Source organism: Novosphingobium meiothermophilum, from assembly GCF_003171715.1.
Taxonomy (GTDB): Bacteria; Pseudomonadota; Alphaproteobacteria; order Sphingomonadales; family Sphingomonadaceae; genus Novosphingobium; species Novosphingobium meiothermophilum.
This window is the reverse complement of sequence record NZ_QGHL01000007.1, coordinates 588,170-607,765: the sequence shown is the minus strand read 5'-3', so window position 1 is coordinate 607,765 and position 19,596 is coordinate 588,170. Positions and strand designations below refer to the sequence as shown.

The following is a 19,596-nucleotide window of genomic DNA, read 5'->3' as shown; positions in this document are numbered from 1 at the left end:
TGACTTCGGCAGCTTACTGCGCCTTGGCTGTTGCCTCTTTGAGCGCCCTGGCAATCTGTTCCTGCGTTGCCGCGACGATCCGGTTCACCCCTTCGGCATTGGGATGAATGTTGTCCTCAAGCATGAGCGCGCGATTGCCCAGCACCGGTTCAAGGAAGAAGGGCACGAGGCCCGCCTTGTGCTTCTTGGCAAGCTCTGGCCAGATCGGGTTGAAGCGGCGGGTATAGTCCTCTCCCAGATTGGGCGCAGCGAGCATTCCTGTCAGCACCACGGGGATTTTCCGCTTGTCGAACTCGTCGAGAATGGCATCGAGATTGGCACGGGTTTCCTCAGGGGGAAGGCCGCGCAGCATGTCGTTGCCGCCGAGCCCGACCAGCGCCAGTGCGGGCTTTACCGGCTGGTTGTCGAGCGTGAATGCAAGCCTTTGCCGTGCCGCCGCAGTGGTGTCGCCAGAGACCCCGGCATTGACCACCCGCGCGGGCGTTCCAGCCGCATTGAGTGCCGCTTCCAGCCTTGGCGGAAAGCCTTCGCCCGGTTGCAGGTTGTATCCTGCATAGAGACTGTCGCCAAAAGCGAGAATGACGGGCGCATCGGCCGGAACGGGCGCCGCGCGCGCTGCGGCAGAAGCGGCACCCTGGGGATCCTGCGCGCTGTTCGAGGAACAGGCCGCGATCAGGGTGCAGGCAAAAAGGGTGGAAATCAGGGTTGCGACGCGCATTGAAACTCCTTCGGCGCGCACCCAAGTGCCGGTTGCACGCTGCAACCAATCTATGCCACCTGAGGCCCGTGACAAGTTCTCCTCTTCCGGTCATCACCGCTTCCGCCCTCACGCTTTCGCTTGGAACTGGCGAGGCGAGGGTGGACATCCTGCGCGGCATCGATCTACGCGTCATGTCCGGCGAGGCACTGGCGCTACTTGGGCCTTCGGGTTCGGGCAAATCGTCGTTGCTGGCCATCCTTTCCGGACTTGAGCGCGCGAGCAGCGGCAGTCTTCATGTGGCAGGTGCCGATTTTGCGGCGCTGGATGAAGATGGCCTTGCGGCCGCGCGGCGGGGGCGTATCGGCATCGTGCTTCAGGCGTTCCATCTCCTGCCCACGATGACCGCTGTCGAGAACGTGGCGACACCGCTTGAGCTGGCCGGAATCGAGGATGCCATGGCGCGGGCCGAGGCCGAGCTTGCGGCGGTTGGGCTGGGGCATCGTCTTCACCACTATCCGGCGCAGCTTTCCGGGGGTGAGCAGCAGCGCGTGGCGATTGCCCGCGCGCTCGCTCCGCGCCCCGCCATCCTCTTTGCCGACGAGCCGACCGGTAACCTTGACCATGCAACCGGCGAAGCGGTGGCGGATCTTCTTTTCGCCCGCGCTGGCGATGCGGGTGCCACTTTCATCATGGTGACGCACGACGAAGCGCTGGCAGCACGGTGCAGCCGGATCGTGCGTCTGGCAGATGGCAGGATCGTATCGGACAGTGGATCGGACCCTGCCGCATGAGCGAGGCCGCGGACTCGGCGCTGACGTGGCGCGCGGCTTGGCGAATCGCACGGCGCGGGCTGGACTGGCGGTTCAAGGGTCTGCGGCTGCTGCTGGTCTGTCTGGTGCTGGGCACTGCGGCGCTGGCGGCAATCGGCACGCTGACCGGCGCGATCGAGCGCGAACTGGTTGCGCGCGGGAGGGAAATGCTTGGCGCCGACCTGGAGTTCACGCTTGCCGCGCGCACGCCAGCGCCTGAGGAGCGGGCCGCGATTGCCGCGCTGGGCGAGCTTTCCGAAGGCGCGAGGCTTCAGGCCATGGCACGTTTGCCGGGCGAGCAGACCCGCACCACGCCTGTGGAACTGAAGGCTGTTGACGCCCGCTGGCCGCTTTATGGCCGTTTCACGCTTCAGGACAGCGCATCAGCGGCCACGGTCCGCGAAGCGGGCGCGCCCACGGGCATGACGGCATGGATTGCACCGGGCGTTGCCGATCGGCTTGGTGTGAAGATGGGCGACGCGCTGCTTGTGGGGGAAGCATCGCTCAAGGTTGGGGGCATCATTGCCGCCGAACCGGACAGACTGGCCGAAGGTTTCTCGCTGGGGCCTACTGTCATCATCAGCCGCGAAGCGCTCGAAGCCTCCAAGCTGGTGCAGCCCGGTTCGATGGTGCGATGGAAGTTGCGGTTGCGGCTTGCTGACGGGGCCGATCCTGCGGCGCTGGGCGAGGGCATCAAGGCGCGTTTTCCGCTCGCCGGGTATGAAGTGCGCACGCGGGAGAAGGCATCGCCGGGTCTGGACCGGTTCGTTTCGCGCATGGGCCAGTTTCTGGTGCTGGTGGCGCTGGCGGCACTGGCGATTGCGGGCATCGGTATCGGCAACGGAGTCAATTCCTATCTCGAAGCGCGGCGCGGCTCCATCGCAACGCTGAAGATCCTTGGCGCATCGAGCCGGGACATCGCACGCATCTATCTTTTGCAACTTGCCGTGGCCTCGGCGCTGGCGATCCTGGCCGGGCTGGTCATCGGGGTGAGCGTGACCCCCCTGATCGGAAGGGCCTTGCAGGGGCTGCTTCCGGTCGAGACGGGTCTTGTCGTCGATGTTCCCGCGCTGGCCGTGGCGGCGGCCTACGGGGCGTTGATCGCACTGACCTTTGCTGCCCCGCCGCTCGTGCGCGCACGCGCGTTTCCGGCCATGGCGCTGATGCGGGCGCGGATCAGCCCTCTGGCGGGGGGCTGGCGCGGCGCCCTGTTGCCGGTCGTCGCCGGGCTGGGGGGAATTGCGGCATTGGCCGTGCTGACTGCGCCGCAGAAACTCCTTGCCGCGGGCTTTCTTGGCGGAGCGGCCGCGCTGTTTCTTCTGCTATCGGGGCTGGGCTGGGCAATCGCCCGGATCGCAGCGCACTTGCCCCGGCCGAGAGGTGCGATTTCCCGCATGGCGCTTGCCAATCTCCACCGCCCCGGCGCGCAGACATCGGCGCTGGTCGTGGCACTTGGCTTCGGTCTATCGGCGTTCGTGCTGCTCGCGGCGGTCCAGACGAGTCTTGATGGCAATATCGTGCGCCGCGTGCCGAACCGGGCGCCCGACTATTTCGTTCTCGATCTGCCGCAGGAGAGGGTTGCGGCTTTCGATGCGATCATCCGTTCCGCGGCACCGGACGCGGAAATCCGCAAGGTTCCGGCGCTTCGCGGAAGCATCGTCGCCTATGGTCCGGAAGGCCGGATGACGCGGGTTGCCGATCTCAAGGAGATCCCGGAAAACGCATGGCCCCTGCGCGGGGACCGGGGCCTTACCTATGCCGACGAAGTTCCGCAGGGAAATGTCCTGACCGAGGGGCAGTGGTGGCCAAGGGACTATGCGGGCGAACCGCTGGTATCGGTTGACGATGATCTGCGCGCCGCGCTGGACCTGAGACTTGGCGACCGGATATCCGTTTCCATTCTGGGGGTTGAGCGCAGCGCGCGGATTGCTTCCTTCCGCCGGATCGACTGGGAGAACATGGGCTTCAACTATGTGCTCGTGTTCAGCCCGAATGCCATTGCCGATGCGCCGCACAACCTTGCCGCCACGATCAGCCTGCCCGAAGGCGAAAAGATCGCCGCGACGCGCGCGGCCATCCTTGGCGGTCTGGTAAAGGCGCTGCCTTCCAGTTCGGTGATCGAGATCGGTCCGGTGCTGGGGCAGGCACGCGCAATTCTCGGCCAGATGAGCACGGCCATTCTTGCAGCGGCGAGCGTTGCGGTGCTTTCCGGCATGGCGGTGCTGGCAGGTGCGATCGCCGCCGCGCGTGAGCGAAAGACCTATGACAACGTGATCCTGCGGGTGCTGGGGGCAAGCCGCAGGCAGCTTCTGGCCTTGCTTCTGGCCGAATACCTGCTGCTGGGCGCCATCCTTGCGCTGCTGGCGCTGCTTCTGGGGAGCGGGGTGGCGTGGGCCATCGTGGTCTGGCTGTTCGAGTTCGACTGGTTGCCGGACTGGCCGCGCATTCTGGGCGTGCTGGCGGCGGGCGTGGGGCTGATCATGGCTCTTGCGGTGGGCGGCTCGCTTGGCCTGCTGCGCACGCGGCCGGCCCAGGCCCTGCGTGAACTTTAGGGTGCCGTCCGACCGCGGGCCGTTCATCGCCGGTCAGTCGCGCTTGCCCTTGGATCACAATTGCCGCACCTTTTGCACCGGGATTGGATTGCAGGAGTTTGGGCCATGGGTGAGGTGGTTCAGGAAGGGGCGCGTTCGCCGGTTGCGCCGGTAACTGTGGCGCGGGATCTCGCGCTTCAGGATCTGCGCGCGGCGCTTCTGGCGGGCTGGCGCGATTTTGCGGCCTGTCCGGTTTTCGGGCTGTTCTTCGGCGGGATCTATGTCGTGGCGGGCCTGCTCATCTGGGCGGTGCTGTTTCGCGGCGGGCAGGTGGCGTGGCTGGTGCCTGCGGCAGCGGGCTTTCCCCTGCTCGCGCCGTTCGTGGCCGTGGGACTTTACGAAGTGAGCCGACGGCGGGAAAGCGGCGAGCCGATGCGCTGGGCGGCCGTGCTTGGCGCGCTGCGCGGGCGCGGGGACGAGCAGATCATTTCGATGGGCGTGATCGTGTTTGTGGCATTCGGCTTCTGGCTCATGGTGGCCCATGGCATCTTCGCGATCTTTCTCGCCGAATCCGGGATCGGCACCGAATCACTGGCGCTTTTCGGCACCACGGCAGGCATCGCCATGCTCGTCGTGGGCACCATGGTTGGCGCAATCATGGCGCTGGCCTTCTATGCCATAACCGTCATCAGCCTGCCGATGCTGGTCGACCGCGAGGTGGACTTCCTGACCGCGATCATCACCAGCCTTGCCACTATCCGCTGCAACGGCTTTGTCATGCTGGTCTGGGCAGCCGTGATCGCGGCGCTGCTGCTGGTTGCGCTGCTTCCGTTGTTTCTTGGGCTGCTGGTGGTGCTGCCGGTGCTGGCCCATGCGACATGGCACCTTTACCGGCGCGTGGTCAGCCCGGCCTGAACGCCCGGCCTGAACGCTGGCGTGCCGGGCGGTGTCAGCCGCCCAGCAATGCTCGCGTGGCCGCCTCCACATCATCCTGACGCATCAGGCTTTCGCCCACAAGGAACGTGCGCGCGCCCCACCTTTCGATGCGTTGAAGATCGGCATGGGTGTTGATGCCGCTTTCGCTGACCAGCAGCGCGCCATCGGGGGTGAGCGGAGCAAGACGTTCTGTTGTCGCAAGATCGGTGACAAAGCGCTTGAGATCGCGGTTGTTGACGCCGATCAGCCGCGATTTCAGGCGGCTGGCCCGCTCCATTTCCTGTTCGTCATGCACTTCGACAAGTGCGTCCATCCCCTGTTCAAGGGCCGCTGCTTCAATTTCCGCCATCTGCTGGTCAGACAGGCAGGCTGCGATGATGAGAATGGCATCGGCGCCCATTGCGCGCGCTTCAAGGCACTGCCACGGATCGACCATGAAATCCTTGCGGATGACCGGGAGGGTGCAAGCCGACCGGGCTTCGACAAGATAGTCCTCGTGCCCCTGAAAATAGGGGGTGTCGGTGAGGACCGAGAGACAGGTGGCGCCGCCTGCCTGATAGGCACGGGCATGGGCCGCGGGCTGAAAATCGTTGCGGATCAGGCCCTTGGAAGGGCTGGCCTTCTTGATTTCGGCGATAAGGGCATAACCGGTGGCGGCCTTCGCGCGCAGTGCCGCCTCGAACCCGCGCGGCGCACCCTGCGCGCTGGCGCGGGCGGCAAGATCGGCGGTGGATACGGCGGCCTTGCGGGCGGCGACTTCGGCGCGTTTCGTATCGCAGATTTCGGTCAGCATATCGGTCATTGCGGCACCTTCAGGCGTGTCTTGTCGCAGGATTTCACGGGGCGGGGACTTACTGAAGCGCCGCGATCCAACAGTTGAGCAAGGCGTTGGCAAGGCCCTTGTCGATCGCCTCCGCGGCCTCCTCGACCCCTTCATGCCAATCGCGCGCCTCGCCCGCCACGATCAGGGCGGCCGCGGCATTGAACAGGACGGCATCGCGGTAAGGGCCTTCCTCACCCAGCAGCAATGCGCGCAGGGCGGCGGCGTTGTGCGCCGGATCGCCGCCCCGGATCGCGTCGACAGGCGCGCGCCCCAGCCCGGCGTCGGCCGGGTGGACGCGGCGCATGGCAAGATTGGTGCCGCGCACTTCGGTCAGTTCGTTGCCGCCCGCTAGGCTGAGTTCGTCAAGGCCCTCGTCGCCGGAGACGACCATCGCGTGGTCGGTGCCAAGGCGGCTCAGCGCGTCGGCATAGATGGGCACATAGGCCGGGCGGGCAATGCCCACAAGCTGACGGCGCACGCCTGCCGGGTTGGCAAGCGGCCCCATGAGGTTGAAGATCGTGCGCCGCCCCAGCGCCTTGCGGATGGGCATGATGCGGCCCATGGCCGGATGGTGCCGCGCGGCAAACAGAAAACAGATGCCCAGATCGTTGAGCGTGCTCTCCGCCGTTTCGGCCGCACGATCGAGGTTCAGGCCAAGCGCTTCGAGTGTATCGGCCGCCCCGGCCTTGGAACTGGCGGCGCGGTTGCCGTGCTTGGCCACGGGCACGCCGCACGCGGCCACGACGAGGCTGACCGCAGTGGATACGTTGAGCGTATGATGGCCGTCTCCACCCGTGCCGCACACATCCATGGCATTGGCCGGAGCGCTGATCGGGATCATGCGGGCGCGCATGGCGCGCGCGGCACCGGCAATTTCGCCTGCCGTCTCGCCACGGTCGGACAGGGCAACCAGAAATTGCGCGATGTCTTCGTCGCCCACGGTGCCATCAAGGATCGCGCCGAAGGCTTCCTCGGCTTCGGCTTCCTCAAGCGGTTGCGCAGGCGACGGCAGCCGCATCATGCCGGAACCGGATTGGTGCTGATACCGCACAGCTTCAGGAAATTGCCGATCATGGCATGGCCGTGCTCGGTGGCGATGCTTTCAGGGTGGAACTGCACGCCGTGGATCGGCAGCGAGACATGGCGAAAGCCCATGACGTGCGTATCGTCCGACTGCGCGTTGACCGCAAGGCAATCGGGAATGTCCGTCACGATCAGGGAGTGATAGCGCGTGGCGATGAACGGGCTGGGCAGCCCTTCGAAAACGCCGGTGCCATCGTGCGTGACCGGGGAAGTCTTGCCGTGCATCAGCCCGCCGCGCACCACCTTGCCGCCAAAGTATTGCCCGATGGACTGGTGCCCAAGGCAGACCCCCAGCAAGGGCAGCCCCGCATCGGCCGCCGCGCCTACCAGATCGAGGCTGATACCGGCCTCGTTCGGCGTGCAGGGACCGGGCGATAGCAGGAACCCTTGCGCGCCGGATCTGATCGCCTGATCGGCGCTGAGCGCATCATTGCGCACGACCTCAACCTCCGCGCCCATCTCCATCAGGTAATGGACGAGGTTCCAGGTAAAACTGTCGTAATTGTCGATGACGAGGATCATGGCTGCCTACTGCCCGAACTTGGCCTGTGTGGCGACACGGATCGCCTCGCGCGCGGCAGCGAAGAGCGCGCCGCTCTTGGCCTCGCATTCGCGCTGTTCGTAGGCCGGGTCGGAATCCGCGACGATGCCTGCTCCTGCCTGAACGTGGAGCACCCCATCCTTGAGGATGCCGGTGCGCAGGACGATGCAACTGTCGACCGACCCATCGGGAGCGAAATAGCCGACCCCGCCCGCATAAGCGCCGCGGGTTTCCGGCTCCAGCTCTGCGATGATCTCGCAGGCGCGGACCTTGGGTGCGCCGCTGACCGTGCCAGCGGGAAAACCCGCAAAGAGAGCATCGACACTGTCGGCGCGGCTCGTGTCGAGCTGGCCGACCACGTTCGAGACGATGTGCATCACGTGGCTGTAGCGTTCGACCGTGTAGCTTTCCGTCACCTTGACGGTGCCGGCTTTTGCCACCCTTCCTACGTCGTTGCGGCCAAGATCGAGCAGCATGAGGTGTTCGGCGCGTTCCTTGGGATCGGCAAGCAGCGATTCCTCGTTGGCACGGTCTTCCTCGGCGGTCTTGCCGCGCGGGCGGGTTCCGGCGATCGGACGGATGGTAACTTCGCCATTGCGGATACGGACGAGGATTTCCGGGCTGGAGCCGGTCAGGGCAAAGCCCGGCATGTCGAGAAAATAAAGGAACGGTGATGGGTTGACCCGGCGCAGGGCACGGTAGAGCGCGACCGGCGGAAGCGGGAAAGGTGTGGTAAAGCGCTGGGCAAGAACCACCTGAAAGATGTCGCCAGCCTCGATGTAGTCCTTCGCCCGCGTCACCATCCGCGCATAGTCGGCCGCGGCCATGACCGGCTGCGGGCTGATGTCGATGCTCTGGGCAAGCCGGGCGTCGGCCGGTGCCGGATCGCCCAGCCTGCGCAAGGCGTTGTCGATGCGTTCGGCGGCCGCTTCGAGCAGATGCTGCGGGTTGCCCCCTTCAGCCCATATCGGCGCGATGGCAAAAAGCTCGTCCGACAGACGATCGAAGACCATGACCACGGTAGGGCGGGTAAACAGCATGTCCGGCAGGACAAGATCGCTCGGCGCGGCGCGCGGGAGTTTCTCGACAAGGCCGATCGTCTCGTAACCGAAATAGCCGACAAGACAGGCAAGCGCGGGCGGCAGCGCTGCGGGAACGTCGATCCGGCAGGCTGCGACAAGGGCGCGCAGTTCTGACAGGGCATCGCCGGTCAGCGGCGCAAAGGCGGCCTTGTCGTGCCGCCAGATCCGGTTGATCTCGGCCTGCGTGCCGGTGGCGCGAAAGACGAGATCGGGGTCTATCCCCAGCAGGCTGTAGCGTCCGCGGACCTCGCCACCCTGCACGGATTCGAGAAGGAAATCACCGCGCCCGCTTTCCATCAGCTTGAGCGCTGCACCAACCGGGGTTTCCGTATCGACAATCAGCTTGCGCCAGATCAGCGCAGGCTTGCCTTGCGAGAGCAGGGCAAGCGCTTCGTCGCGGTTTTCCACCGCATCGCGCTCGGTCCGGGTCATAATGTCGGTCGGGCTCATCAGTCGGCTTCGTTCGTCACTGCGGGCGGATTACTGCGCGTTGGCGCCGGTCAACTGGTTGCGAACAGCGGTGATGCCCGCCTGATTGCGCTCCACGCCAATGTCCCTGCGGATGGCGAGACGGAACTGTTCGGCATACTCTGCTCCGACATCGTCGCTGAACTCGCGCGAAGCCTGCGTGAAGACCGGGTCCGAGCGTTTTACGTCACCCGGCACGATGTCCTTGAGCGTCACTACATACCAGCCTGCGTTGTCGGCGCCTTCAAGGCGCTTGTTGCTGCCCTTTGCCATGGCAAACATGAGGGCGAGGGGGGCCGGAACCTGCCCCTTCATCTGCGTGAGCGCCTGACGCGGAAGGTCAACCGCCTGCGGCGCGGGAAGGGCCGCTCCGGCCAGCTTCATCGCCTCGGCAAGGGGGGTGCCCTTGTTGAGAGCGGCAAGGATCTTGTCGGCAGCCTGCTTGGCCTTGGCGGCGCCCTGATCGACTGCCCAGTCGCGCATCACCGCATCGCGGATGGCGTCAAGCGGTGCCGGGGTTGCAGGCGTGATTTCACCGACATCGAAAATGGCGAACTGTTCGCCGGCCTTCAACTCGGCAAGCTGGGCTTCGCCTTCGCGTTCCATCGCAAACGCGGCCTGTACCAGCGGAGCGATACCTTCAGCCACGCGTTCGCCCGGCTTGCCGTGAACCGAACCATCCACACGCAGCGGCGGCGTGGTCGCAAGCGTGAGATTGAGCGCCTTGGCCACGTCGGCAAGGCCGGTTCCTCCATCGACTTCCTGCTCTGCCTGCGCGGCAAGGTCCGAAAGGGCCTTGCGCCGCTTTGCCAGAGTAAGGGCCTTCACGATCTCCGGGCGGGCCTGTTCAAGAGTCTTTCCGGGATTGCGGTCAACCTTGTCGACCTTCACCACATGCCAGCCAAGACCCGATTTGGCAGGAGCGGCAAACGCCCCCTGCGCCGCGGCAAACGCTGCGTCGGCGACGGCTTTGGACGTCTGGTTGGCAAGGGTCGTGGGCGTTTGCGCGCTGAGCTGGCTTGCCACCAGTCCCTTGCTGCGAGCGACGGCATCGAGCGATCCCTTCGCGCTCGCCTCGGCCAGAAGCGCCTTGGCCGCGGCCTCCGTCGGAACGATTACCTGCGTTACGCTGCGCTGCTCGGATGGGGCATAAACCGCCGTGTTTGCGCGGTAATTTTCGGTTATTTCGGCTTCGGTCGGCGCCGGAATGCCCTTCAGGCTGGTTTCATCGACGATCGCATAACGGATCGTGCGCCGCTCAGGCTGCATGTAGCGCGAACGGTTGGCCTTGTAGAACGCTTCGAGCGTCTTCGCATCGGGCGGGGATGGCGGGGCAAAGGCCAGCGACGGCACCGTGATGATCGTGCCGGTGCGCCGTTCGGTCAGCAGGGCGGCATAGCGTTGCACCGCTTCGCCAGCCATTTGCGCCCCGAAGGCGGCAGGAAGGAGGATTTGCCGGGTCACGAGACCCTGCCCCAGATCGATGCGCACCTGCTTGTCGGTCAGTCCGCGTTGGGCCAGAAGCTGTTCGTAGGTCTGCTGGCTGAACTTGCCGTCCACGCCCTGGAAGGCATTGATCTTGACGATTTCGCTGTCGATCAGGCGGTCACTGGCCAGCATGCCGTTCTTGCGCCCCCATTCGGTCAGCGCGAGCCGGTCGGTCATCCCGGTCAGGACTGTTTCAAGCCCGCCCCCATCGAGAAAATCCTTCATCGTCAGCCCGGGCTTGCCCTGCCGCTGCTGCTCGAACGAACTGGTCAGCGCCTTGGCCAGTTCTCCGGTTCCCAGCCGCTCGGAGCCGACTTTGGCCGCCCTGTCACCACCGGCGATGCCGCCGAAGCCGCTTCCGGTCACATCGGCGCTGGCAAAGGCAAGGGCGATAAGCCCAAGAAACACGAGCGCAACGGCAACACCGATGCGGGACTTTAGCGCGGAGCGGAAAAAACCGAGCATTTTCGGGCGATCGTCTCTTGTTCGGATAAGGCCATGGCCCCGTCAAAGGCCAACTGCGCCTGCCTTAGGAGCCAAACGGCTTCACCGCAATGCCCGCGTTGCTCTGCCGGTGCGAGTGCCGATCCTTCGATCCAGGCTTTTGCAGAATCACGCATAGTTTGATAGCCGCCCGCCGACTCAATGCGCTGGTCGCAGTCGCACCCTGTGTGCGAGACGGATTTTCAGGGGAATCGCAATATCATGCCGCATCGGCCCTACATCGTTGGCAACTGGAAAATGAACGGCACGCGCGCCATGCTGGCCGAGGCCCGCGCGATCGACCGTGCCGCAGGGCGCTATCCCGACGTGCAGGTGGCGCTTGCGCCGCCCTTCACCTTGATCGGCGCCCTGCGCGAGGCCGTGACGGCGATGGGCGTTGGTGGGCAGGATTGCCACACAGAGGCGAAGGGCGCGCATACCGGCGACGTTTCGCCGGCCATGCTGGTTGATGCGGGCGCCGACTTCGTGATCGTCGGGCACAGCGAGCGGCGCAAGGACCATGGCGAAAGTGACGCGCTTGTCAGGGCAAAGGGCGAGGCGGCGCTTGCCGCGGGGCTGGCTGTCATCATCTGTGTTGGCGAAACGCTGGACGAGCGCGATGCCGGAAAGGCCGAGGCTGTGGTTGCCGGGCAGGTGGACCGGTCGCTTCCGCAGGGCGAGGGCCTTGCCGACGCGCTGGCCCTGGGCAGGATTGCCGTTGCCTATGAACCTGTCTGGGCCATCGGCACCGGTCGGGTGGCAGCGGTGGAGGATGTTGTGGCCATGCATGCGGCCATCCGCGAACGGCTGAACGCAGCCTATGGCGAAGCCGGGTCCTCGGTGCGCATTCTCTACGGCGGTTCGGTGAATGCGGCCAATGCTGCCGAACTGCTGGCGGCCGAGGGTGTCGATGGCGCTCTTGTTGGCGGCGCGAGCCTTACGGCAGAGACGTTTCTGCCGATCGTGGCTGCGGCCGGTTCGGGCGAAGCCTGAGCGCCAAACGGCCTGGCGGGTGATCCAGCGGCTTGCACCGAAAGGTTTGCCCGCCTACATGGCCTCCAGTTCCGGCGTGCAAGCGCGCTTCAGGTAGAGATCGATGTCGCTGTTCATTTTCCTTACCATTGTCCAGGCGATCGTCGCGGCACTTCTTGTCGTGGTGATCCTCATGCAGAAGTCCGAAGGCGGCGGTCTGGGTGTAGGCGGAAGCCCGGCGGGTTTCATGTCGGCGCGGGGTGCGGCAGACTTCATGACCCGGCTGACGACGACTCTGGCAACCGCGTTCGTGGTGCTGAGCATTACGCTGGCAGCGCTGGCCGTAGGGACCGCGTCGGGCCGTAAGATCGACACCTCGCTTGAGCGCGTGGCGCCTGTGCAGAACGCGCCTGCTGCCGATCCGCTTGCACCCGCGCAGGGTGAGGCAGCGCCTGCGGCGCCTTCCGGCGCATCGTCCGGCAACGCGCCCGCGCAATAAACTGCGTTATCGCGCCGTTAAGGCGTGCTTCCGGCCACTGCCTGCGGTGGCTGCCGGGCATTCCGCGCGGGCGATTCGGCGCCCGCACAACCATGCTTGTGGATTGCGGCGACGATTTCAGTCGCAACCGCTTGCGCAATTGCAACCTCTGACGCTAAGGCCCGACTCCCATGGCGCGGTACATTTTCATCACCGGCGGCGTGGTCTCCTCGCTCGGCAAAGGACTCATGGCGGCAAGCCTCGCGGCATTGCTGCAGGCACGCGGATTCCGCGTGCGCATCCGCAAGTTCGACCCCTATCTCAACGTCGATCCGGGGACCATGAGTCCCTATCAGCATGGCGAGGTCTATGTGACCGACGACGGCGCCGAGACGGACCTCGATCTAGGTCACTACGAACGCTTTACCGGCGTTTCGGCGCGTCAGGCCGACAACATCACTTCGGGCCGCATCTACCGCGACATCATCGCCAAGGAGCGGCGCGGCGACTATCTTGGCGCCACGGTGCAGGTGATCCCCCATGTCACCGATGCCATCAAGGACTTTGCACAGGCCGATACCGAGGATCTCGATTTCGTGCTGTGCGAAATCGGCGGGACCGTGGGCGACATTGAAGGTCTTCCCTTCATCGAAGCCCTGCGGCAGATGCATAACGATCTCGACCGCGATCAGACGTGCTTTGTCCACGTGACGCTGGTGCCCTACATCGCGGCGGCGGGCGAACTCAAGACCAAGCCCACGCAGCATTCGGTGCGCGAGCTTACCGGGCTTGGTATCCAGCCCGATATTCTGCTTTGCCGCTGCGAAAAACCGCTTCCGGAAAGCGAGCGTGCCAAGATTGCGCAGTTCTGCAACGTGCGCAAATCGGCCGTCATCCCCGCGCTTGATGCATCAAGCATCTATGCGGTTCCGCTGCAATACCATGCCGAAGGGCTTGATAGCGAAGTTCTGCGCCATTTCGGCCTGAGCGCGCCGCTTCCCGATCTTTCGCGCTGGACCGATATCGTGGACCGGTTCCAGAATCCGGAAGGCGAGGTAACGATCGGTGTCGTGGGCAAGTATGTCGGCTTGCAGGATGCCTACAAGTCGCTCAACGAGGCTCTGGTGCATGGCGGCATGGCCAACCGCGTCAGGGTGCGGATCAAGTGGCTCGATGCCGAACTGTTCGAAAAGGACGATGCCGAAATCGCTGCGACGCTTGAGCCGCTGCATGGGATCCTGGTTCCGGGCGGTTTCGGAGAGCGCGGCACCGAAGGCAAGATTGCATCGGTTCGCTTCGCCCGTGAACGCGGCGTGCCGTTCTTCGGCATCTGTCTGGGTATGCAAATGGCCTGCATCGAGGGCGCCCGCAATACGGCCGGAATTGCCGGGGCATCTTCGACCGAGTTCGGGCCGACCGATGAGCCGGTGGTCGGCATCATCACCGAATGGATGACGCCTGAAGGGCTTGAGAAGCGCTCAGAAGGTGGTGATCTGGGCGGCACGATGCGGCTTGGCGCCTATCAGGCCAGGCTTGCCGGCAACAGCCGCGTGGCCAGCATCTATGGCACAACCGAGATCAGCGAGCGGCATCGCCACCGTTACGAGGTCAACGTGGCCTACCGGGAGCGGCTTGAGCAGGGCGGATTGGTCTTTTCCGGCATGTCACCCGATGGTCTCCTGCCGGAAATCGTCGAGCGGCCGGATCATCCGTGGTTCATTGGGGTGCAGTTCCATCCTGAGCTGAAGAGCCGCCCGTTCGAACCTCATCCGCTGTTTGCCGGGTTCATCGCGGCCGCCGTGAAGCAGGCCCGTCTGGTATAGTCTGCCCGGAAAGGGCTAGTCACCCGGACCCTTCCCGATTATCTGCAATGCAGATGATCAGGGGACCGGGTAATGGACGCAGCACGGCTGGCCGAAGCGCTGACGGCACAGAGCCTTTTCGCCGATTGCGAGGAAGCCGAGCTTTCCGACATCATCGCCCGCGGGCAGGTGCGCACTTTCAAGCCAGGACACGTGCTCATCAGCCAGGGCGAGGAAGGCTCGACGCTGTTCATCGTGCTCAAGGGCCTTGCGCGGGTGAGCATGGTCGCCGCAAACGGGCGCGAGATCATCCTCGATTATGCAGAGCCGGGGCATGTGCTGGGCGAGATTGCTTTTCTCGATGGCGGCGAGCGCACGGCGACGGTTGAGGCTATCGAGCCGGTCGAGGCGCTCGTTCTCACCCGCGCGGCATTTTCCGAGATTATCGAACGTCACAAGGGCCTTGCCCTGCGCCTGCTCAAGGCGATGGCGCGGCGCCTGCGCCAGAACAATGCCGTGATCGAGGCAGATCGTGCCTATACATCGGGTCCGAGGCTGGCGCGTTTCCTGCTGCGCCTGATGATGGGCGAGGGCACGGGGGAGCAGAACCGGCTCAAGCTGGCACTGAGCCAGAGCGAACTGGGCAACTTTGCCGGCATGTCGCGCGAACAGATCAACCGCCAGCTTTCGGCATGGGCGGAAAACGGGATTGTCGCCCTCAAGAGCGGAAAGGTGACAATCCTCGACCGGGATGCGCTGGTGGACGTTGCCGAAGCGTGGTGACGACGAAGGTTTACAAGGCAAAAGGGGCGGGTCTTGCGACCCGCCCCGACTACCGCCTGGACCGAACCCGGATCAGGCGGCTTCGGTCTTGTTGCTGTCGATCACGGTGAGCTGGTTCTGCGCGCCGATGAGAACCTTCTTCGGCTTCATCGCCTCTGGCACTTCCCGCACGAGGTCGATCGTCAGCAGGCCATCGGCAAGATCGGCCTTCTCGACACGGACGAAATCGGCCAGTTCGAAGCGGCGCTCGAACCCGCGATTGGCGATCCCGACGTGGAGATACTCGCGGTCCTGCGGTTCGGGCTTCTGACCCTTGATGACCAGCAGGTTCTGCTGGGCGGTAATGTCGAGATCCTCGGCCTTGAACCCGGCGACGGCAAGCGTGATGCGATAGGCATCCTCACCGCTGCGCTCGATGTTGAAGGGAGGGTAGTTGTCACCCGCATTGGCGCGGGCCTGACGCTCCAGCAGGTCAAACAGGCGGTCAAAACCCACCGTGGTGCGGCGATAGGGCGTAAAATCAAAGCGGTTCATGGCAATATCCTCTTTCTGAGCAATCTGCACTTGCCCCGCGCGCCCGGATCATGGCGCGCGCAGGGACGGTTCATGGTCATGCCCGGCTTGCGGCGCATGACACGAACAGACATGTGTGTTAGCCAAATCGCCATTTCAAGACCCCTGAATGAGGTGCCAATGTCGAACGCCGCGAAGGTCGAAATCTATACCAAATGGGGCTGCCCCTACTGCGTCAGGGCAAAGCACCTTCTCGACAGCAAGGGCGTCGCCTACGAAGAGTTCGACGTGACGATGGGCGGCCCGAAGAAGGCCGAGATGCTCCAGCGCGCGCCGCATCACCTCACGGTTCCTTCCATCTTCATTTCGGGCCGGCATATCGGCGGATCGGATGATCTGGCCGCGCTTGAAGCACAGGGCAAACTCGATGCGTTACTGGCCCTGTGAACAGTGAGCCAATGAAGGCAGCGTCGGCCTCGCGGCCGGTAAAGGTCGCCGTCTGTCAGATGACCAGCGGCATCGATCCGCTGGCCAATGCCAAGACGATAACGGATGCGGCCGAACATGCCGCTGGCCAGGGCGCGCGCATGCTCTTCACGCCTGAAATGTGCGGCCTGCTTGATCGCGACCGGGCACGGGCGACGGTGCATGTCGTGGCCGAACCGGAAAATCCGGTGCTTTCGGCCGCGCGTCAGGCGGCACGCGCCCACCGTATCTGGATAGATCTTGGCTCGCTCGCCGTGCTGCGCGATGATGGCAGATGGGCCAATCGTGGCTTCGTGATCAACGAGGATGGCGCAATTGTCGCCCGCTACGACAAGATTCACATGTTTGACGTTGATCTTGCCACGGGCGAGTCCTGGCGCGAATCTGCCGCTTATGCGCCGGGCGATGCGGTTGTGGTGGTTGACACCCCGATTGGCAGGCTGGGCATGGCCATCTGCTACGACGTGCGCTTTCCCGCACTGTTCGAGGCGCTGGGACGGCTGCGCTGCGATGCCATACGCATTCCGGCGGCATTCACCGTTCCGACCGGCAAGGCGCACTGGCATTTGATGCAGCGTGCGCGCGCGGTCGAAGCCAGCGCTTGGGTGATTTCCGCGGCGCAGGGCGGCAGGCATGAGGACGGGCGCGAAACCTATGGCCACTCGCTTGTGATCGATCCGTGGGGCGATGTCGTTTACGATGGCGGCGAGGGAGCCTCGCTTGGCTTTGCCTTGATCGACCCTGCCCGAACGGACGAAGTGCGTCGACAATTGCCGAGCCTTGCCAACAAGCGCGAAATACCTAGATCGGCAGCATGATTGTCTTCGATCTGCAATGTGGGCCGCAGGGGCATCGCTTTGAAGGGTGGTTCGGTTCCTCGGCTGATTACGAGGATCAGCGCGCGCGCGGTCTGGTGGCGTGCCCTTCGTGCGGTTCGCCGGATGTGAACAAGGCGGTCATGGCGCCGAACGTGGGACGCAAGGGCAACCAGTTGCCGGCGCCATCCCCGTCACGGCAGCCTGATCCTGCGCCGCAGGCCATGGCCAATGCCCCCCTTCCGCCCGAAGCGGTGGCCATGTTGAAAGCGGTGGCCGCCATGCAGGCCGAAGCGCTCAAGTCCTCGACATGGGTAGGCCGGAAGTTTGCGGACGATGTGCGCGCGATGCACTATGGCGAAAAGGATCCGGCGGCAATTCACGGGCAGGCAACGATCGAGGAGGCACGCGATCTGATCGAGGAGGGGATTCCCGTCGCGCCGCTGCTCGTGCCGTTTGTTCCTCCCGAAGAAGCCAACTGAAAGAGCGTTGCCAGAGCGTCGGCGCCTGCCTAAAGGAGGCGCGGGCGCCCGTAGCTCAGCAGGATAGAGCACCAGATTCCTAATCTGGGGGCCATGGGTTCGAATCCCGTCGGGCGCACCATTCCACCCCATGCGGGGCCAAGGTGGCCTGCGCCGGGCAGGCCACCCTTCTTCAGCTTCAGTTGAAGGCCCAGCGCAGCCGGATGAAGGCGGATCGGCCCGGTCCGGGAAGGCGCGCGCCGGGGGCGACGTCTGATCCGGAAATGCGGTTGTAACCGGCGAGATGTTCGACATAGAGCCGATCGAACAGGTTCTCGACGCCTGCATCCACGCGCAGACCATCCCGCACAATCCAGTGTCCGTACAGACTGGCAAGCACATATCCCGCAGTTCTGGCCTCGCTGTTCGTGGTGGAGACACGATTCTGCGCGGCGGAGCCGAGCGCTTCGGCACTGATGCTCCAGCGCGCCTCTTCCCACGTCAGGGCAAGGCGTCCGTTTGCCGGAGCCATGCGATAGAGATTGTCGGCCAGATCACGACGCTTGCCCTCAACCCAGCTTGCCACCCCGTCGATGCGGAGCGGTCCGGCAATCCTTGCGCCGAAGGCGATGTCCGCGCCCCAAATGCGCGCATCGGTGTTGGCAAAGCGCAAGGGGGTCGGGTCGCCACTGGCCGCAGAGACCATTTCGACCGGGGTGTTGATGATACCCGGTGTATCGTCGAACGGGACGCCCTGAATGAAGCCGTCGATGCGGCGGTAGAACAGGACCGGGCGCGCGTAGGCGCGTTCATTCTGCCAATCGAACCCTGCCTCTGCGATCCATGCCGTTTCCGGACGCAGATTGACATTTCCGACATAGATGTTGCCGTCTGCCAGTCCGCCGCTGGCCTCGGTCGGCAGCCACGAGAAGCGTTCGATGAGGCTGGGGGCGCGTGTCTTGCGGGCAAGCGTCAGGCGCGGGGTGACAGCGCCCGCATCGGCCCACAGGCGCACAGAGGCGTCCACGGTCGTTCCCTGCCATTCGCGGTCGGCCTGCGCGAAGGCCAGCGCAAGATTGGTCGGGCCTGAAGGAACGCCCGGCCCGGTGCGCGGTGCCTCGGTGCTGGCGAAATGGCGGTCGGCGCGCAGCCCGATCTCCGCCTCGATAGCCCCGATGCCGGTCCGCCATTCGGCAAATCCGCCAAACCTCTGCGCCTTGGCCCTGTCGAGGGGATAGATGAAGAAGGCCGGGTTGGCCGGATTGTAAAGCTTGTAGCCCCGGTCTCCCAGTTCGAAATCGGCGCCAATGCGAACATTGCGGTCCGCACTGCCAAGGCGCAGGGCCACATCGCCCGTCAGTGTGTCGGCATAGGTATCGGACTGGCGTTGCATGGCTGGCGAGGCAACCGGGCGCAGCGTGAAGTTGTTCATGCGATGCGAAACGCCAGCATAGTTGGCGCGCACTTCCAGCCTGACCTTTTCGGCAAGATCGCCCTCGAAGCCCAGGCGGACAAAATCGGTGTGGAAGTAGAGGATGTCCATGGCAAAGGGCGGATTGCCCGACTTGCCTGTTTCCTGACGCCGATATTCGAAGCTGAACTCGCCCGGTCCCGCTTTCAGGCCCGCCTGCACGCCATAGACGGTCCTGTCGAACGAGGTTGCGGCAATCCGGCCGCCGGGGAAGCGGGTGTCATCCCCCTTTTCCTTCGACGCAATGACGCCGAGACGCAGGCTGCTGCTGGCAAGGCCCAGCATCCCGCCCATCGCATGGCTGTCATCCACGCTGCGATACTGGGCCGTCAGGTCTGCCTGCGGAGCAAGAGTGTCGCCATCGCCGAACCTGACCTGCTTGAGCACGGTGTTGATCCCGCCGCCAAGCCCCGGTCCATCGCGGACGGGTGAAATGCCGCGCGCAATCTCGACCCGGTCGATGAGAGCCGCGGGCGCATAGTGCATGACCGGGTCCATGGCGTTCGGTCCGCCCGAAGCGAAGCGCTGTCCGTTGATGCGAAGGAGAATGCGCTCGCCGAACAGGCCGCGAAGCTGCACCTGACCGGACAGCGCGCCATTGTCGACAAGGGCCGCGCCGGGCTGGCGGGCGATGAATGCCGCGCCATCGGGCGCGGTCGAAAGCGTGTCGCCATCGCTTTGCGACAGTTGCGTTGCGGTCAGCCTCGGCGCGGTGACGATGATCGTTTCAGGGTTGGGCGGGGCAGCCTCATCGGCATGGGCGATGGTCGGAAAAGCGAACGGGGCAAGCGCAAGGGACACGACGAGCGTGGCACGGGAAGTCATCATCGGAAAAATCCTGAACAGGTTCGCACCGCGCATCAGGCGCGGC

Annotated in this window: 18 protein-coding genes and 1 tRNA gene; 11 read left to right on the top strand and 8 right to left on the bottom strand. The window is 64.7% G+C overall.

The genetic code is table 11. The features are described 5' to 3' along the window. Nucleotides 1-13: 13 nt before the first annotated feature. Nucleotides 14-718, bottom strand: coding sequence for an arylesterase (locus DKM43_RS06930; protein WP_109797695.1), 705 nt, complete (start codon nt 716-718; stop codon nt 14-16). Between the two features lie 68 nt (nt 719-786). Between DKM43_RS06930 and DKM43_RS06925 the strand changes: the two genes are divergently transcribed. The 3 genes from DKM43_RS06925 (at nt 787) to DKM43_RS06915 (ending at nt 4,955) form a co-directional block, all read left to right on the top strand. After that, nucleotides 787-1,491: an ABC transporter ATP-binding protein gene (locus tag DKM43_RS06925; protein WP_109797694.1), complete on the top strand. Its 705-nt coding sequence runs from the start codon at nt 787-789 to the stop codon at nt 1,489-1,491. Beyond that, nucleotides 1,488-4,061, top strand: a complete 2,574-nt coding sequence (locus tag DKM43_RS06920; RefSeq protein ID WP_109797693.1) for an ABC transporter permease — start codon at nt 1,488-1,490, stop codon at nt 4,059-4,061. The genes DKM43_RS06925 and DKM43_RS06920 overlap by 4 nt, the downstream gene beginning before the upstream one ends. Before the next feature lie 105 nt (nt 4,062-4,166). After that, nucleotides 4,167-4,955 (top strand): DUF2189 domain-containing protein, encoded by a 789-nt coding sequence (locus DKM43_RS06915; RefSeq protein ID WP_109797692.1) that lies wholly within the window; start codon nt 4,167-4,169, stop codon nt 4,953-4,955. Nucleotides 4,956-4,989: 34 nt separating this feature from the next. Here DKM43_RS06915 and trpC read toward each other — a convergent pair whose 3' ends face one another. The 5 genes from trpC to DKM43_RS06890 are packed head-to-tail and all read right to left on the bottom strand — an operon-like array spanning nt 4,990 to nt 10,926. Continuing rightward, nucleotides 4,990-5,778: an indole-3-glycerol phosphate synthase TrpC gene (gene trpC, locus DKM43_RS06910; RefSeq protein WP_109797691.1), complete on the bottom strand. Its 789-nt coding sequence runs from the start codon at nt 5,776-5,778 to the stop codon at nt 4,990-4,992. A gap of 49 nt (nt 5,779-5,827) precedes the next feature. Beyond that, nucleotides 5,828-6,820: an anthranilate phosphoribosyltransferase gene (gene trpD, locus DKM43_RS06905; protein ID WP_201739799.1), complete on the bottom strand. Its 993-nt coding sequence runs from the start codon at nt 6,818-6,820 to the stop codon at nt 5,828-5,830. Continuing rightward, nucleotides 6,817-7,404, bottom strand: a complete 588-nt coding sequence (locus DKM43_RS06900) for an anthranilate synthase component II (RefSeq protein WP_109797690.1) — start codon at nt 7,402-7,404, stop codon at nt 6,817-6,819. Before DKM43_RS06900 ends, trpD begins: the two co-directional genes overlap by 4 nt. Before the next feature lie 6 nt (nt 7,405-7,410). Next, nucleotides 7,411-8,937, bottom strand: coding sequence for an anthranilate synthase component I family protein (locus DKM43_RS06895; RefSeq protein WP_109797689.1), 1,527 nt, complete (start codon nt 8,935-8,937; stop codon nt 7,411-7,413). A 48-nt stretch (nt 8,938-8,985) separates the two neighbouring features. Further along, entirely contained in the window at nt 8,986-10,926 is a 1,941-nt protein-coding gene (locus tag DKM43_RS06890) for a peptidylprolyl isomerase (protein ID WP_109797688.1), read from the bottom strand. A 240-nt stretch (nt 10,927-11,166) separates the two neighbouring features. Between DKM43_RS06890 and tpiA the strand changes: the two genes are divergently transcribed. From tpiA to DKM43_RS06870, 4 genes are all read left to right on the top strand, one after another. Further along, complete coding sequence (tpiA, locus tag DKM43_RS06885; protein ID WP_109798056.1) at nt 11,167-11,937, top strand: triose-phosphate isomerase; 771 nt, start codon at nt 11,167-11,169, stop codon at nt 11,935-11,937. Nucleotides 11,938-12,046: 109 nt separating this feature from the next. Next, complete coding sequence (gene secG, locus DKM43_RS06880; RefSeq protein ID WP_109798055.1) at nt 12,047-12,415, top strand: preprotein translocase subunit SecG; 369 nt, start codon at nt 12,047-12,049, stop codon at nt 12,413-12,415. Nucleotides 12,416-12,585: 170 nt separating this feature from the next. Then, nucleotides 12,586-14,217 carry a CTP synthase gene (locus DKM43_RS06875; RefSeq protein WP_109797687.1) on the top strand — a complete coding sequence of 544 codons (1,632 nt, stop codon included), beginning with the start codon at nt 12,586-12,588 and terminating at the stop codon, nt 14,215-14,217. Nucleotides 14,218-14,289: 72 nt separating this feature from the next. Then, nucleotides 14,290-14,979 (top strand): Crp/Fnr family transcriptional regulator, encoded by a 690-nt coding sequence (locus DKM43_RS06870; protein ID WP_109797686.1) that lies wholly within the window; start codon nt 14,290-14,292, stop codon nt 14,977-14,979. A 72-nt stretch (nt 14,980-15,051) separates the two neighbouring features. Here DKM43_RS06870 and DKM43_RS06865 read toward each other — a convergent pair whose 3' ends face one another. After that, nucleotides 15,052-15,513, bottom strand: coding sequence for an Hsp20 family protein (locus tag DKM43_RS06865; protein ID WP_109797685.1), 462 nt, complete (start codon nt 15,511-15,513; stop codon nt 15,052-15,054). Between the two features lie 159 nt (nt 15,514-15,672). Between DKM43_RS06865 and grxC the strand changes: the two genes are divergently transcribed. The 4 genes from grxC to DKM43_RS06845 all read left to right on the top strand — a co-directional run bounded on the left by grxC (nt 15,673) and on the right by DKM43_RS06845 (nt 17,396). Further along, entirely contained in the window at nt 15,673-15,939 is a 267-nt protein-coding gene (gene grxC / locus DKM43_RS06860) for a glutaredoxin 3 (protein ID WP_109797684.1), read from the top strand. A gap of 11 nt (nt 15,940-15,950) precedes the next feature. Next, entirely contained in the window at nt 15,951-16,796 is an 846-nt protein-coding gene (locus tag DKM43_RS06855; RefSeq protein WP_109797683.1) for a carbon-nitrogen hydrolase family protein, read from the top strand. Continuing rightward, the gene (locus DKM43_RS06850; RefSeq protein ID WP_109797682.1) at nt 16,793-17,275 is read left to right on the top strand and encodes a DUF1178 family protein; all 483 of its coding nucleotides are present in this window, start codon (nt 16,793-16,795) and stop codon (nt 17,273-17,275) included. The genes DKM43_RS06855 and DKM43_RS06850 overlap by 4 nt, the downstream gene beginning before the upstream one ends. Before the next feature lie 44 nt (nt 17,276-17,319). Then, nucleotides 17,320-17,396 (top strand) — tRNA-Arg (locus DKM43_RS06845). A gap of 57 nt (nt 17,397-17,453) precedes the next feature. Here DKM43_RS06845 and DKM43_RS06840 read toward each other — a convergent pair. Then, nucleotides 17,454-19,553 (bottom strand): TonB-dependent receptor domain-containing protein, encoded by a 2,100-nt coding sequence (locus DKM43_RS06840; RefSeq protein ID WP_109798054.1) that lies wholly within the window; start codon nt 19,551-19,553, stop codon nt 17,454-17,456. Between the last annotated feature and the right edge of the window lie 43 nt (nt 19,554-19,596).